Below are 13854 nucleotides of genomic sequence, written 5' to 3'. Positions count from 1 at the left end.
TCCACCCCCACCCCCCAAACCTCTTTTCCTTTTTTTGGGGTGGGTTGTTTTTTGTTTATACCCCCCCGGCCCCGGCCTCCCGCCCGCAGCCCGGCCGGGGCGGCGGGCCGACCGGCGGCGCATCGCGCCGCCTCTTGAGTAAGTGAAGAACGTTTTCGACAGCTGCGGCGACCACCGGGCTCCCGTGAGTGCGCGATCTGGGATTCTGAGCCTTCTGGCACTCAACTCGCGCCGGAGTGAGGCGAGTTGGACTAGCGTCCTGCTCCGCTCCACGCGCGACCAATTACCGGAGACACCCCTCCTTTCGGGTGGCCGAAAGGATTATTTTTTCACCTCTGGCGTGTCGAGCAAGCGCATTATTCTCCGGTCACCTTACATGGCTGCAACAGTCGAGGAGGCCCGGTGATGCTCGCGAACGGCGCCTGGAATACTGCAGTTAATCGCCCCTGGTGGTGGGTTGACCTGGTCATTCTTGGGATCCTCTTGCTTGGGCAGATCATCTCATATTGGAATCAACCCGGGCCGAGCCCCGATAAGACCGCAGCGGCTGATGCATTGCGTGGCGCCACCACGACAGGGCTTACCGTGGTGGGAATCCTCCTGCCCCTATCAATTTTGGCGATCCAAATTCGCTTTGGCAGCTCATGCGCGAAGCTACCTTCCAATGCACTAGCAGACTTCCTTCTCGCCTCACTCTGGCTCTTTATTTCTCTCACCGCTGGCCTCTATGTGCTATACACCGTAGCCATTAGGGGGCCGAGAGAGGATGTAGTGCGGAGAAGAGACATCGGCGTGCTCTATGGGGCTCAACTCTTCTTCCTGCTTGTCAGCTGCTTTCGGCTCCTATGGGCCATCCCATCGGTAATTTCTACAATGATTTGATGGAGATCGAACCATGGCCGACGAATACACCCTGGGATTCCCACTGCCCGATCGCGCGGTCAGGGTATTCATGGAGATTCTATCGGCCGAACCAAGGGCCGAGGTCGTCGAAGATTTGCTAAGTGGTGCGATCGAACTCGGACAAAGGCGTGCACGGCTGCTCAATCGAGCATTCTATCCAACAGACGTCGAGTTTGTTCTTTGCGCATTTTGCTGGTGGCCAACTAAGCCGACACGGACAGAGGAATACACCGAGACCGTGGCACGGTTTTCCTCCGGAAAGTTTCGAGGCGCATCCGCCGGCCACACTGAAGAGCTTCATCGCGCAGTACCAGACGAAACACTCACTCTTTCATTTGAAGAGCTCTTTGAGCGGCAGCGAGAGGAGCGCATCGAGGAGCTATTTCGGACAGACACCGGGGGCCCTGGTCATCAGTATGGGCCGGGGCGACCGAATGAATCGTCCAGGCGAGAACAGAAGCCGAGCCCGGCGCGGCAGGTCGCGGACCGAGCAGTTGCCACCGACCAGCTTCTCGGAGTCTTCGAAGAGATGACCCTCATTGAGCTTTCCGAGTTCGTGAAAGCCTTCGAGGAGAAGTTCGACGTCACTGCCGCCGCTCCGGGCGCCATTTCCGGCATTGTAGCCCCCCTGATCGCTGCGGCCGAGGCCGCTGAGGAAAAGGACGAGTTCGATGTCATCCTCGAATCCGCAGGCGACAAGAAGATCCAGGTCATCAAGGAGGTGCGCGCCCTGACGTCCCTCGGCCTTAAGGAGGCCAAGGACCTCGCCGACACCGCCGGTGCCAAGGTTCTGGAGAAGGTCAGCAAGGAGGCCGCCGGCAAGGCCAAGGCTCAGCTCGAAGGTGCCGGAGCCAAGGTCACCATTATCTGAAGGTGACGCCTTGGGCCGGCACCGTGAACTCGCAAGATCCCACTGCCACGGACCAGAACGGCGTATCACCTCGGACCTGGTGATCCACTCAGTGACGGCTGTGGCCAGGGCGAGCCATCGATTCCCCTTACCGTCGGCTGCCGGATCACCGGCCGGTGAGTGATCGTCAGTTGGGTTGCACCTGCAGTCATGGTCAGGGTTTCGAGCATGAGGGGCTTCGGGTCCTGCTGCATGCGGGTGAGGCGCTGGGACACGAGCACGGGCACCCCTTCGGGCATGTGCAGAGCGGCGCGCTCGCCGGGTTGGGCATGCGGGCGCTGACGCCCTCGCGCCATTCGATCGCGCCGTGTGCGGCGGCCAGTGCCGCGTAGGCGTCGGTGTTGAACACCTCGGACTGCTGGGCGAGAAGCCTGCCGGTGATCTGCTCCATGGGCAGAAGTGCCGTGTAGCGGGCGCGAATTCCGCTGCTCTCGTGCGCCTAGGGGCGCTGGACGAGGAAAGCGGCTTCGCCCTCCTCCGTGTCCAGCACCTCCGCCGCGCTGGGTTCCAGGCGCACCCGGAAGACCGTGGGCTCTTTCGCGTCGTGCCATCAAGGGCAACGGCTCGTTCGACGTAACCATCGCCGGCAATGGGGCCGATGTCGACGGAGCTGCCGGCTACACGCAGTCGACGAACCGATGCAGCACACGCGTCCGTTCCAACAGCACGAGCGGCGAGTGGGAGATCAGATGAACCGGATCTACTCGCCGACCACTCCGTCGATCGCTTCGCGCAGCAGGTCGGCGTGGCCGTTGTGGCGTGCGTACTCCTCGATCATGTGGGTGAGGACGTAGCGGAGCGAGATGACCTCGCCCCGGAAGTCGACCGTGTCGTCGAGGGATTCGACGGCGTCCGCCGCGGCACGGGAGCCCTCGCACGCCTCGTGCCAGAACGCGAACGCCTCGTCGACGTCGGCGTCTTCCACCTGGAAGTCGGCGAACTCGCCGTTGGTCCTGGGCCAGAGGGGCTTGCAGTCCTCGCCGTTCAGCACCAGCCGGAACCAGCTCCGCTCGACCTCGGCCGCATGCCGTACGAGGCCCAGGAGCGACAGGCCCGAGGTGGGCACCGCCTTCTGCTTGAGTTGCCCGCCGGACAGCCCCTGGCACTTCATGGCGAGGGTCGCGCGCTGGTAGTCGAGGAACGCGGTCAGCGACGCACGGTCGTCGGCCGCCTTGGACGGATGCACCCGCTGGTCATCACTCATCCGACGATCATCGCAGGAGCTCGCCGTCCTAGGCTTCCCCGCCCGGAAGTCGGACGCGGTCGACGAGGAGCGGCCCGTCCCCGATCGGGGACGGGCCCGGGCTCACCGCGCCAGGCGGCCCAGGAGGGACGAGGCGGCGGCGATGCCGAGGAGCGTTGCCACCGTCAGCACCGCGAAGTCGAGCGGCAGGTGGGACGGGGTGCCGATCAGGAGGCCGCGCAGGGCGTCGACCTGGTAGCTGAGGGGATTGGCCTTGCTGACCGCTTGCAGCCAGCCGGGCATCAGGTCGACGGGGTAGAGGGCGTTGGAGCCGAAGAAGAGCGGCATCGTGATGGCCTGCCCAATGCCCATCAGACGGTCGCGGGTCAGCACGATGCCCGCGATGGCCATCGACAGGCACGAGAAGAACGCCGAACCGAGCAGCACCGCCACGACGACCCCGAGCAGGCGCAGCGGGTTCCACGTCATGGCGACGCCGAGCGCGGCGGCGATCAGGACGACCACGACGGCCTGGAGCACCGCCTTCACCCCGGCGGCGAAGGCCTTGCCGGTGACCAGGGCGGCCCGCGGGGTCGGGGTGACCAGGAGCTTGGTGAGGACGCCGGAGTCCCGCTCCCAGATGATCATGATGCCGTAGAAGATCGCGATGAACATCGCGGACTGGGCGATGATGCCCGGCGCGAGGTAGTCCAGGTACGGGATCCCGCCGGTCGGGATGGCCTTCAGGCGGGTGAAGGTCTCGCCGAAGATCAGCAGCCAGAGCGCGGGCTGGACCGCCCGGGTGTAGAGCTCGGTGCGGTCGTGGCGCAGCTTCTGCAGCTCGACCGCGCACATCGCGACCACCCGGGCCGGCACCAGGCGCCAGCCGGTGCGGGCGCGCGGGGGCACGAGCAGCAGGCCGAGGTCGGGGCCGGCGGGGGACGGTCCTGCGGGTTCAGCCGACGCGGCCGGCTGTGCGGCGGGTACGACGGACATCGCTGAAGTCTCCTTCCGCGTTCTCGGAGCCGGTGAGGTCGCGGCCCGCGAAGTGGCGGAACACGTCGTCGAGGGTGGGGGCGGGCTGTGCCGGGTCCTGCTCGCGGACCTGGGCCTTGAGCTCGTCCGGGGTGCCGAGGGCGCGGATGCGGCCGCGGTCCATGAGGGCGATGCGGTCGCAGTGGCGCTCCGCCTCGTCCATGTAGTGGGTGGTGACCAGGACGGTCATGCCGGTGGCGCGGCGGACGGTGTCGACCCGGTCCCACACGCCGGTGCGGGCGATCGGGTCCAGGCCGATCGTCGGCTCGTCCAGAACGAGCAGGCGCGGGGCGCTGACCAGGGCCTGGGCGAGTTCCAGGCGGCGCACCATGCCGCCGGAGTAGGTGCCGGCCATGCGGTCGGCGGCGTCGGTGAGGTCGACGGCGGCCAGCGCCTGGGCGACCCGCGCGGCGCGCTCGGAGCGCGGCACGTCGAAGACGCGGGCGAACAGGGCCACGTTCTCCCGCCCGGTGAGCCCCGACTCGGCGGACAGCTGCTGCGGCACGTAGCCGAGCGTGCGGCGCACCTCCATGCGCCGCTTGGCCGCGTCGTTGCCGAAGACCCGCACCATGCCCGCGCTCACCGGGAGCAGGGTGGTGATCGCGCGGATCGTCGTGGTCTTGCCCGCGCCGTTGGGGCCGAGCAGGCCGAACACCTCGCCGGTGCGCACGGTGAGGTCGATGCCGTCGACGGCCTTGGTGGCGTGGGCCTTTCCCCGACCGCGCTGGAACGTGTACTCCAGGCCGCGGCACACGACCGCCTCGTCCTCCGGGGTGGTCATCGCCCGTCCTCCCCCGGCAGGGTGCGCAGGCCCTCCGCGACGCCGCGCAGGGCCGGCAGCGCGGCGGCCAGCGCCGCCCGGTCCGCGGCGGGCAGGCCCGCCACCAGGTGCTCCATGAGCTCGGTGCGGCGGGCGCGCCAGGCGGCGAGGCGCTCGACGGCCTCGTCGGTCACGTACAGCAGCGCGGCGCGGCGGTCGGCCGGGTCGACCTCGCGGCGCAGGAGGCCCAGGCCGACGAGCTGGTTGACCAGCGTCGAGACCGAGTTGCCGGCCAGGCCGAGCTCCTTGGCGGCGTCGGACACCCGCGTTCCGGGGGCGTGGGTGACCAGGCGCAGCAGTTCGACCTGGGCGCCGCGCAGGCGCGGTTCGGTGAGGCCGTCGCGCAGGCGGCGGCGGACCATGCGCTGGATGCCGACGAGGAGGGTGGAGAACTCGTCGGCCAGCGCGGTGTCGAGGGGGTCGAGGGGCCCGGCCTCCAGTGGTTCCAGGGCTTCCGCACTCATGTCTCCATATTAGCTCTCAATAAGAGCTATCTGTCGAGAGTGCGGCTCACATTCAGCTCCCGCAGGTGGTGTCCGTGGCGGGCAGGGCGCCGGTCAGGAGGTAGGGCGTTGACGGCGGCCCGGGCGCACGGGCTGTAGCCGTTCAGGTAGACCGTGTGTACGCGGCCGGGGACGGTCAGCAGGCGGGAGGCGTGCAGCTTGGCGTGCATGCCGAGGGCGCCGTCGTACGGGGTGTGGGTGTCGCCGGTGCTCTGGACCAGCAGCGCGGGAACGCCGTTGTCGACCGCCACCGGCTTCTCGCGCGGTGCGTGCTTCCAGAAGGCGCACGGGGTCGGGCCGTTGTACACCGGGCCGAAGCCCGGCTGCGCGGCGCGCGAGCGCGCGACGGCGTCCCGGTACCAGTCGGCGCCGCGCGGCATCGCGACGTCGTCGCACAGGATGCCGATCGTGGCGGCGAGGGCGCCGAACGCCATGGCGGGCTTCATGGTGGAACCATAACTACCGCCAGCAGTAGCCAGTTAGCCCTGAAGGAGGAGTTCGGCGCCGGGCACCTCCTCCTCCGGGCTCATACCCCGGCCACGGCGGCGTACCCGGACGGCTCCCACCACTCCAGTGCGCTCCGGGGCCTAACCGGGCTCGGCCCGGTGGGCCTCCAGTGCCTGGCCCGCCTGGTGTGCCGTCAGCAGGCCGTGGTCGTGGAGCCAGCGGATGGTGTCCGTCATCGTTTCGGCCGTCGGGCGTGGGGTCAGGCCTCCGGTGCTCGCGGAGGCGGCTACCGGGCGGGCGTGGGCGCAGGTGTAGATGGCGCCGTACTCGGCCGGGATGTGCCAGGGCCACAGGCGTTGGGCGGCCGTCGCGAGGGCGCCGACGGGGAGCATCGGGGCGGCCGGGAGGTGGAGGGCGGGCAGGGAGCGGCCGGTGACCTCGCGCAGGGTGCGCAGGTAGGTGCGGGTCGGGACGTGGCGGCCGGGGGCGAAGTGGCGGTTGGCGACGGGGGTTTCGGCGATCGGGTGGGTGGTGAGCAGGTCGGCGTGCAGGCGGGCGGTGTCGCGGACGTCGCCGACCGGGAAGCCGCCGAGCGGCCACAGGGGCATCAGGCCGCGCAGGGTGTTGCGCAGCCGGGTGTTCTGGTCGCCCGGCCCGGGGTCGTGCGGGCCGAGGAGCGCGGGCGGGTAGGTGATGAGGACGGGGGCGCCGTCGGCCTGGTGGCGGCGGGCGATGCGCTCGGCGGCGGCCTTGCTGGCCATGTAGGCCTCGCGCGGCCGGCCGACGGGTGTGTCCGCGTGCAGCGGGCCGGGCCCGGCGGGCAGGAGGGCGACGACGCTGGAGACGTGGACGATGCGGGCGGCGCCGGCCCTGCGCGCGGCACCGAGGACGAGCTCGGTGCCGCGCGCGTTGGTGGCGCGCATGGCCGCGTGGTGGCGGCTGTCGAAGGAGTAGACGGATGCGGCGTGCAGGACGGCGTCGGCGCCCGCGACCGCCCGGCGGACGTCGCCCTCGACGGTGACGTCGCCCGCCACCACGCCGACGGCGGACGGGTCGACGGCGAGCGCCGCCAGGCCGCGCTCGGCGGTGCCCGGGTCGCGGGCGAGGATCCGCACCCGGTGGCCGCGGCGGACGAGCTCCGCGACGGAATGGACGCCGACGAACCCGGTGCCGCCGGTCACGCACACCAACATCCCGGTCTCCTCAGCTCGTCCGGTGGAAGCCGCCGCCGTAGAACAGCAGCGCCCGTTCGTCGGGGGCCCGGTCGGTCGCGAGCACCTCGCCGAGGAAGATGGAGTGGTCGCCGCCCTCGTAGACCTCGGCGAGCTTGCACTCCAGCCAGGCGAGCGAGCCGGCCAGCAGCGGCGCGCCCGTGAACGGGCCGGGACGCCAGTCGACCTCGCGGAACTGGGCGGCCCCGAGCGGGCGGGCCCGGTCGGCGAAGTACCGGGCCAGGGCCTCCTGTTCGGCGCTCAGCACGGAGACCGCGAAGGAGCGGACGGCGGTGATGGCCTCGTGCATGACCGCCGTGCGGGACACGCAGCACAGGACCATCGGCGGCTCCAGCGACACCGAGGTGAAGGAGTTCGCGGTCATCCCGTGCACGCTGCCGCCGCCCGTGGTGAGGACGGTGACGCCGGTCGCGAAGCCGGCCATGGTGGCGCGCAGGTCCGCGCCGGCCCCGATCACCGCGGCCGTCCCGCGCCGGCCGAGCCGACCGGGCCCACCGGCCCGGCCGGCCGCAGCGGGTCGGCGTACGGGGCGAGGGCCAGGCGCAGCTCCGGCGGCACCAGGGCGGGGACGGTGTTCGTGTTGGGGCCGCGCATGCAGGCGATCCGCTGCCGGCCGCGGGCGACGAGGAGTTCCTCGACGCCGGCCAGGCGCACGTACTCGAAGCCGAACTGGAGCTGGGTCTGGGTGACCTCCTCCAGCCGCATGCGGACGGAGAGTTCGTCGAAGGCGGTGATCTCGGCGAAGAACTCGCAGTCGACCTTGAGCGTGAACAGCTTGAGGTCGTCCTGGAGTTCGGCGAGCACCCCGGGGGCCTTCTCCTTGAGGAACATCTCTCGGCAACGGCCTTGCCAGCGCAGGTAGTTGACGTAGTAGACGTTGCCGACGAGGTTGGTCTCCTCGAAGCCGACGGTGTGCCGGATCTCGTAGTAGGCGGCGGACATCACTCCCCCTTCCCGGTGAGGACGGCGAGGACGACGGGTTCGTCGCGGCCGGTGACGGTGGTCGCCCAGGTGGCGATCGTCGCGTCGCCGGCCGACAGCACCACCCAGCCGGAGCCCTCGATCCGGTCGAGTGTGAGGGCCTGGCCGGTGGCGGCGGACTTGCGCAGGCACTCCAGGGCGCACCACACCCGGGTGGCGGCGAGGTCCGGCGGGCAGCCGGCCTCGGCCACCAGCAGGTCGCGCAGCGGGAGTTGGGCCTCGCCGAGCAGTGCGGCCCAGTCCGCCTCGGTGCGCGGCCGGACCGTCTCGACGTCGCATCCGAGCCGCGCGCCGTCGTCGCCGACCACCGCCAGGGTCAGCCCGCCGCTGTGCGAGGCGGACACCGCGTGGCCGTCCAACTCCGGTTTGCCGTCCGGCCGGTGGCGTAGCTCGGCGGGTGCACCGAGCGCCCGGGAGACGGCGGTGGCGGTGCGGGTGCGCCGGTCCGGCTCGTCCCCGGCGGCCTCGACGACGACGGCGCGGCTGCCCCCGAGCACGGTCTCCAGCCTGCGTTCGAGGTAGGAGCCGAGCATGGCGGGCACCCAGGGTCCGGCGCCGTCGCGTTTGCGGACGGCGACGAGGGTCAGGCCCTCCCAGCGTTCGACCACCCGGCCGTCCGGGGTGCGGACGTCGAGGTCGTAGACGTAGGTGTCGCCGTCCTGGCCGCGTTCGCGGGCTTCCAGGACGACGAACTCGGTGTCCTGGTCGGCGGGTTCGGCGAGCCAGAGGCGTTCGATGCCGCGCGGCAGCAGGGTGGCGTCGGGGACGCAGCACTGGAGGGCGTGCATCATCGTGTCGCGGGTGCCGGGGTCGGCGAGGACGTGGTCCTGCGGGAGGTAGGCCGCGAACCAGGGGGCGGGCGTGGTGGTGGAGACCTCGGCGACGGCGTGCCGGGCGCTCGCGCGGCGGTAGTCCAGGAGGCGCTGGAAGCGTTTGCCCTGGAACAGGACGCTGCCGTAGAGCTCGGTGACCGGGTCGACGGGGACGGTGGGCAGGTCGAAGGCGGCGGAGCGCGGGCCGCCCGGGACGGCGGGCCGGGGGTAGCGCAGGCGGGCGCGGAAGTGGTCGGCGGCGAAGCCGGTGTCGGCGGTGCGCAGGACGACGTCGACGGTGCCGGCGTCCTGGACGAGGGCGGCGACGCGCAGCGTGGTGGAGCCGCCAGGACGCACGGCGATGGGCCGCAGGAACTCGACGTCCTCCAGCACCGGCGGTCCGGCGTGCCCGCTGACGGCGCCCGCGACCTGGGCCATCGCCTCCATGCCGAGGACGGCGGGGAAGAGGAGGTCGCCGTCGAGCTGGTGGTCGAGGAGGTACGGGTCGCTGCCCTCGGTGAGGTCGGCCTCGGTGACGAGCTCGACGCCCGGGTAGTGCGCGAGGACGCGCTCGACGAAGCGGCCGAGCGGCAGTTCGGGCCGGTCGAGGGCGAGGGTGGGCAGCCCGGCCGCGCGTCCGCTGACGACGACGGCGGGCCCGGCGGCCGGGTCGGCGAGCAGTTCGCGCAGGACGCGGATGCCCTCGTCGGTGGAGATCGGGGTGATGCCCTCGCGCATCAGCGACTCGACGACGCCGAGGCGTTCGCCCATGCCGGCGCCGGACCACACGGACCACTCGATCGCGAGGGCGCGGGCGTGCGGGTGCCGTTCGCCGAAGCGCAGGGTGAGTTCGGTCATCCAGTCGTTGGCGGTGGCGTAGTGCGCCTCTCCGCGCAGGCCGGCGCGGCCGATGATGGAGCCGAAGGTGACCAGGAGCTTGAGGCGCTCGGGCGTGACGGCGGCCAGGACGGCCGCCAGGCCGCCGGTCTTCGGGGCGAGGGTGCGGCGGAAGTCGTCGGCGGTCAGGGCGGTGAGGGCGGCGGGCTCGTTGCGGCCGGCGCCGTGCAGGACGGCGGTGACCGGGCCGAGGGCGCGCTCCAGGCGTTCGACCGCGGCGGCGACCTGCGCGGCGTCGGTGACGTCGGCGCGCTCGTAGTGCAGGCGCAGGCCGGCGGCGGTCATCCGGGCGAGGTTGGCGGCGAGTTCGGGGTCGGTGGCGGGGTCGGCGCGGCCGACGAGGGCGAGGGCGGCGCCGGAGTCCCGGGCCATGGCCAGGGCGCACTCGGCGGTGATGCCCTTACCGCCGCCGGTGACGAGCAGGACGTCGTCGCCGTCGAGCGGGGACGTCAGGGGCCCGGCCGGGGCCGTCAGCGGGCGCAGCACGGGCACCGTCCGGGTGCCGTCGGGCCGGTAGCGGACCTCGCTGAAGCCGGTGGTGGCGGCGGCCTCCGCGACGACCAGGGGAACGGCCTCCGGCGCGAGGGGGTCGGCGAGTTCGACGACGGTGGTGGGGACGGACGGGTGCTCCAGGTGGAGCGTCTTGGCGAGGCCGGTCGCGCCGAGGCGGTGCTGGACGACGACCAGGCGGGTGCCGGCCGGGGCGGTGGCGGCGGCGCGGCCCGCGGCGAGGAACAGGTCGGCGTCGTCGGGGCCCGTCTCGGCGGGCAGGCACAGCAGCACGCCGTCGCCGATGCCGGCCCCGGCGAGGGCGGCGCGCAGCGGCTCGGCGAGCGGGTGTCCCGGCGTGCCGAAGGCCGTCCAGCGGCCGGGCGCCCCCGTGGCGGCGGTCGCGGGCAGCGGCGCTTCGACGTGCTCGACGGCGAACGGGCGGACCCACGGCGCGACGCCCGCGACCTCGGCCGTCGGCGCGGCGCCGTCCTCGGCGGTGCGCGCCAGTCCGTCGATGAGGTCGGCGAGTTCGCCGAGGCGGACGGTCGCGTAGCCGGTGGTGGCCTCCAGGGCGGGCAGGCCGAGCGCGCGGGTGACGTCGTTGACGATCTGGCCGACGGTGATCGAGCTGAGGTGCAGGTCGTCCATCGGGTGGGTCGAGGAGGTGACGGACTCCAGCGGCAGCTCGACGCGGTCGGCGGCGAGGCGGCGCAGGAGGTCCAGCGTCGACTCCCCGGTGGCCTCGACCGGCGCGGCCTCGACGGCCGTCTTCGCCGGTGCGAGCAGGGCGGCGTCGATGGCCGGGGCGGACTCGCAGGGGCTGGCGAGGAACGTCATGGCGCCGTCCTCGGGCAGCGCGCGGATGAGCCGCCCGGCGAACAGGGCCTCGGTCCGGACGGGCGCGCCGAGCACGTGGGCGGCGGCGACGACGCGCAGCAGCGGGCCGAGGGACGGGCTGTCGGTGTCGACGGCGAGGACCGGTCGGTCCGGTGCGATCTCGGCGAGCAGACCGGACAGCACCCGGCCGGGGCCGACCTCGACGACCAGGTCGACGCCGGCCGCGGCGACGGCGGCGGCCTCGTGGAAGCGCACTGGCAGGGACACCTGGTCGCACAGCAGCGTCCGCAGGTCGGCGTCCGGGTCGAGCAGGGCGCCGGTGACGGTCGAGGCGTGCGGGCGGACGGGCCGGGCGAAGTCGACCTCGCGCAGCCGCTCGGCCATCGCGCGGGCGGCGGGGGCCACCAGCGGGGAGTGGAAGGCGTGCGAGACGTTGAGCCGGGTCGCGGTGACGCCCTCGGCCGCGGCCCGCCGGCAGGCCTCCTCGACGGCCGCGGCCGGGCCGGAGACGACCGTCTGCCGGGGGCCGTTGTAGCCGGCCACGACGACGTCGAGGCCCGCGGACAGGCGCGCCACGTCCTCCGGCGTCGCGGCGAGTCCGGCCATCGCGCCGCCGCCCCGGCTCGCCTCGGCCATCACCTGGCCGCGCACGGTGGCCAGGCGCAGCACCTGCTCCTCGGTGAGCGCACCGGCCCAGTGCAGCGCGGTGAGTTCGCCGAGGCTGTGGCCGACGGCGGTGGCGGCGCGGACGCCGAGCCCGTCGAGGACGCGCAGCGCGGCGAGCGAGCCGGCGACGATGCGGGGCTGGGCGACGCGGGTGTCGACGTGGTCGGCGCCCTGCGGCAGCCCGGCCAGGCGGTGGACCTCGTCGGCGGCGGCGAATCGGCGGCGCAGCGCGCCGACGGCGCCGCGGCCGGAGCCCTGGCCGGGGAAGAGGTAGGCGATCCGCGGCGGGGTGCCGGTGGAGGCGCCGAGGAAGACGCCTTCGCCGGGCAGGAACCTCACGCCGGCGCCCGCGTCCTCGGCACCCGCGTCCGAGAGCCCCGCGTCGAGGAGCGCCACCAGCCGCTCCAGCGCGCGGACGGCGTCGTCCGGCGAGGTCACGACGAGCGCCGCCCGCGCCCGCGCCCCGGTCAGGCGCGCGGCCGATCCGGCGGCCAGGTCGGCGAGTTCGGCCTGGGCCAGCTTGGGGACGATGCCGAGGAGGCGCTGCGCCTCCTCGCGCAGGCCGGCGCGGTCGCGGGCGTCCAGGAGCAGCAGCTCGGCGTCCTGACGGCCGGCCACCAGGCGCCCGGTGTCGGCGTCGACGGCGGTGCGGCGGCGGGCGCCGGGGACGGCGGCCACCGCGATGTGGGTGTTGATGCCGCCGAAGCCCATCGCCGAGACGCCCGCCCGGACCGGCTGGTCCTCGGGCCACAGCTCGGCGGCGCCCGGCACGTACAGCGCGGCGCCGTCGCCGAGCAGGCCCGGGTGCGGGTCGTGGTGGCCGGTGCCCGGCGGGATCACCTGGTGGTGCACCGCGAGCGCGGCCTTGATCAGACCCGCGACGCCGGCGGCGGCCTTGGTGTGCCCGAAGTTGCCCTTGACGGTCCCGAGCGCGGCCGGGCGGGCCCCCGGGGCGGCGGCGCGGCGGGCGGAGGACAGCGCCTCGATCTCGGTGGCGTCGCCGAGGGCCGTGCCGGTGCCGTGCCCCTCGAAGTAGGAGACGGTCTCGACGCCGTAGCCCGCCTGCTCGTAGGCGCGGGCGACGGCGAGCCGGTGGCCGCCCGCCTCGGGGCGGGTGATGCCGCCCTTGCCGTCCGAGGAGACGCCCCAGCCGGCGATCGTCGCGTAAATGCGGCGGCCGGCCGCGAGCGCGTCGTCCTCGCGCATCAGCACGAGCATGCCGGAGCCCTCGCCGGGCCAGAAGCCGTTGGAGTCGCGGTCGTAGACCTTCATCTCGCCGGTGGCCAGCGCGCCCGTCTTGGCGAAGCCGATCACCTCGAACGGGTCGATGGACAGGTCGACGCCCCCCGCGAGCGCCACGTCGAGATCGCCGTCGGCGAGCGACCGGGCGGCGGTGATGACGGACAGCAGCGACGAGGAGCAGGCGCCGTCCACGGTGTACCCGCCGCCGCGCAGGTCGAAGTGGTTGCAGATCCGGCCCGCGATGGTGTTCGCCAGGCCGCCCGCGAGGGAATCCTCGTCGATCGCCGGGAAAGGCGCCTTGTAGGCCGGTTCCAATTCCGCCAGGAACTCGGCGGCGGCCTCCTCGGACCAGCCTTTTCCGGTGAGCGCCGCGGCGACCGTCCGGCGCACGTAGGGCCAGCGCAGGCGCATGATGTTGGCCCGCGAGAATTCCCCGGTGAGGCTGTTTCCGACGACGACCCCGGTGGACTCGGCGGGAAGTCCCTCCCCTCCCGGGAATCCCGCGTCGGCCAGTGCCCGGGCGGCCGTGTCGAGGGCCAGCCAGTGCGTCAGGTCCGTCGAGCGGTAGGTGCTCCCGGCGACGCTGTAGGCCACCCGGTCGAACGTGAAATCGCGGAGCACCGCGGCCTTGCTCGCGTAGAAACGGTCCGGCGCGGTCCGGTCGGCCGACCAGTAGTCGGCGTGGTTCATCCGCTCGTCCGGCAGTCGCCGAAATGCCCGGCGCCCGCCCAGGACGTTCTCCCAGAGTTCGTTCGGGGAATTCGCGTCCGGGTACCTGAGCCCGATTCCCACGATGGCGACCCGCTGGCTGCTCACGTATTCACCGCCCCTTGGATCCGAATTGACGACCCGCCACCCCGCACCGGGAACGGCACGCCGTATCCGAATCAAGGC

The 13854-nt window shown here is 72.5% G+C and carries 10 protein-coding genes and 1 pseudogene; 2 read left to right on the top strand and 9 right to left on the bottom strand.

Annotation, left to right across the window (positions count from 1 at the left end; genetic code table 11):
- The first annotated feature begins 402 nt into the window (after positions 1-402).
- Positions 403-882 carry a hypothetical protein gene (locus ACFV4F_RS34690; RefSeq protein WP_380508632.1) on the top strand — a complete coding sequence of 160 codons (480 nt, stop codon included), beginning with the start codon at positions 403-405 and terminating at the stop codon, positions 880-882.
- A 514-nt stretch (positions 883-1396) separates the two neighbouring features.
- Positions 1397-1774, top strand: a pseudogene (rplL, locus tag ACFV4F_RS34685) (50S ribosomal protein L7/L12); the annotation flags it as partial.
- Positions 1775-2513: 739 nt separating this feature from the next.
- Here the strand turns inward: rplL and ACFV4F_RS34680 are convergent.
- The 9 genes from ACFV4F_RS34680 to ACFV4F_RS34640 form a co-directional block, all read right to left on the bottom strand.
- Complete coding sequence (locus ACFV4F_RS34680) at positions 2514-3017, bottom strand: DinB family protein (RefSeq protein ID WP_380508629.1); 504 nt, start codon at positions 3015-3017, stop codon at positions 2514-2516.
- Positions 3018-3119: 102 nt separating this feature from the next.
- Complete coding sequence (locus ACFV4F_RS34675; protein WP_380447777.1) at positions 3120-3992, bottom strand: ABC transporter permease; 873 nt, start codon at positions 3990-3992, stop codon at positions 3120-3122.
- Positions 3952-4812 (bottom strand): ABC transporter ATP-binding protein, encoded by an 861-nt coding sequence (locus ACFV4F_RS34670; protein WP_380508626.1) that lies wholly within the window; start codon positions 4810-4812, stop codon positions 3952-3954. The genes ACFV4F_RS34675 and ACFV4F_RS34670 overlap by 41 nt, the downstream gene beginning before the upstream one ends.
- Complete coding sequence (locus tag ACFV4F_RS34665) at positions 4809-5213, bottom strand: MarR family winged helix-turn-helix transcriptional regulator (RefSeq protein WP_380447785.1); 405 nt, start codon at positions 5211-5213, stop codon at positions 4809-4811. Before ACFV4F_RS34665 ends, ACFV4F_RS34670 begins: the two co-directional genes overlap by 4 nt.
- Before the next feature lie 128 nt (positions 5214-5341).
- A complete protein-coding gene (locus ACFV4F_RS34660) occupies positions 5342-5800 on the bottom strand; it encodes an alpha/beta hydrolase (protein WP_380508623.1) in 459 nt (152 codons plus the stop codon).
- A 141-nt stretch (positions 5801-5941) separates the two neighbouring features.
- The gene (locus tag ACFV4F_RS34655) at positions 5942-6994 is read right to left on the bottom strand and encodes an NAD-dependent epimerase/dehydratase family protein (protein ID WP_380508620.1); all 1053 of its coding nucleotides are present in this window, start codon (positions 6992-6994) and stop codon (positions 5942-5944) included.
- A 10-nt stretch (positions 6995-7004) separates the two neighbouring features.
- Positions 7005-7490, bottom strand: a complete 486-nt coding sequence (locus ACFV4F_RS34650; RefSeq protein ID WP_380447769.1) for a flavin reductase family protein — start codon at positions 7488-7490, stop codon at positions 7005-7007.
- Positions 7487-7975, bottom strand: a complete 489-nt coding sequence (locus tag ACFV4F_RS34645) for an acyl-CoA thioesterase (RefSeq protein WP_380447767.1) — start codon at positions 7973-7975, stop codon at positions 7487-7489. The genes ACFV4F_RS34650 and ACFV4F_RS34645 overlap by 4 nt, the downstream gene beginning before the upstream one ends.
- The gene (locus tag ACFV4F_RS34640) at positions 7975-13776 is read right to left on the bottom strand and encodes an SDR family NAD(P)-dependent oxidoreductase (RefSeq protein WP_380508618.1); all 5802 of its coding nucleotides are present in this window, start codon (positions 13774-13776) and stop codon (positions 7975-7977) included. Before ACFV4F_RS34640 ends, ACFV4F_RS34645 begins: the two co-directional genes overlap by 1 nt.
- Positions 13777-13854 lie beyond the last annotated feature (78 nt).

Source organism: Kitasatospora sp. NPDC059722, assembly GCF_042733235.1.
Classification (GTDB): Bacteria; Actinomycetota; Actinomycetes; order Streptomycetales; family Streptomycetaceae; genus Kitasatospora.
Note: the sequence above shows the minus strand (reverse complement) of the source record. Positions and strands in the feature narration are given on the sequence as shown.

What these genes read in the sequence shown, in the direction of transcription:
- ACFV4F_RS34680 (WP_380508629.1), bottom strand. Translation starts at nt 3,017, where the DNA reads ATGAGTGATGACCAGCGGGTGCATCCGTCCAAGGCGGCCGACGACCGT.
- ACFV4F_RS34675 (WP_380447777.1), bottom strand. Translation starts at nt 3,992, where the DNA reads ATGTCCGTCGTACCCGCCGCACAGCCGGCCGCGTCGGCTGAACCCGCA.
- ACFV4F_RS34670 (WP_380508626.1), bottom strand. Translation starts at nt 4,812, where the DNA reads ATGACCACCCCGGAGGACGAGGCGGTCGTGTGCCGCGGCCTGGAGTAC.
- ACFV4F_RS34660 (WP_380508623.1), bottom strand. Translation starts at nt 5,800, where the DNA reads ATGAAGCCCGCCATGGCGTTCGGCGCCCTCGCCGCCACGATCGGCATC.
- ACFV4F_RS34655 (WP_380508620.1), bottom strand. Translation starts at nt 6,994, where the DNA reads ATGTTGGTGTGCGTGACCGGCGGCACCGGGTTCGTCGGCGTCCATTCC.
- ACFV4F_RS34665 (WP_380447785.1), bottom strand. Translation starts at nt 5,213, where the DNA reads ATGGTCCGCCGCCGCCTGCGCGACGGCCTCACCGAACCGCGCCTGCGC.
- ACFV4F_RS34645 (WP_380447767.1), bottom strand. Translation starts at nt 7,975, where the DNA reads ATGTCCGCCGCCTACTACGAGATCCGGCACACCGTCGGCTTCGAGGAG.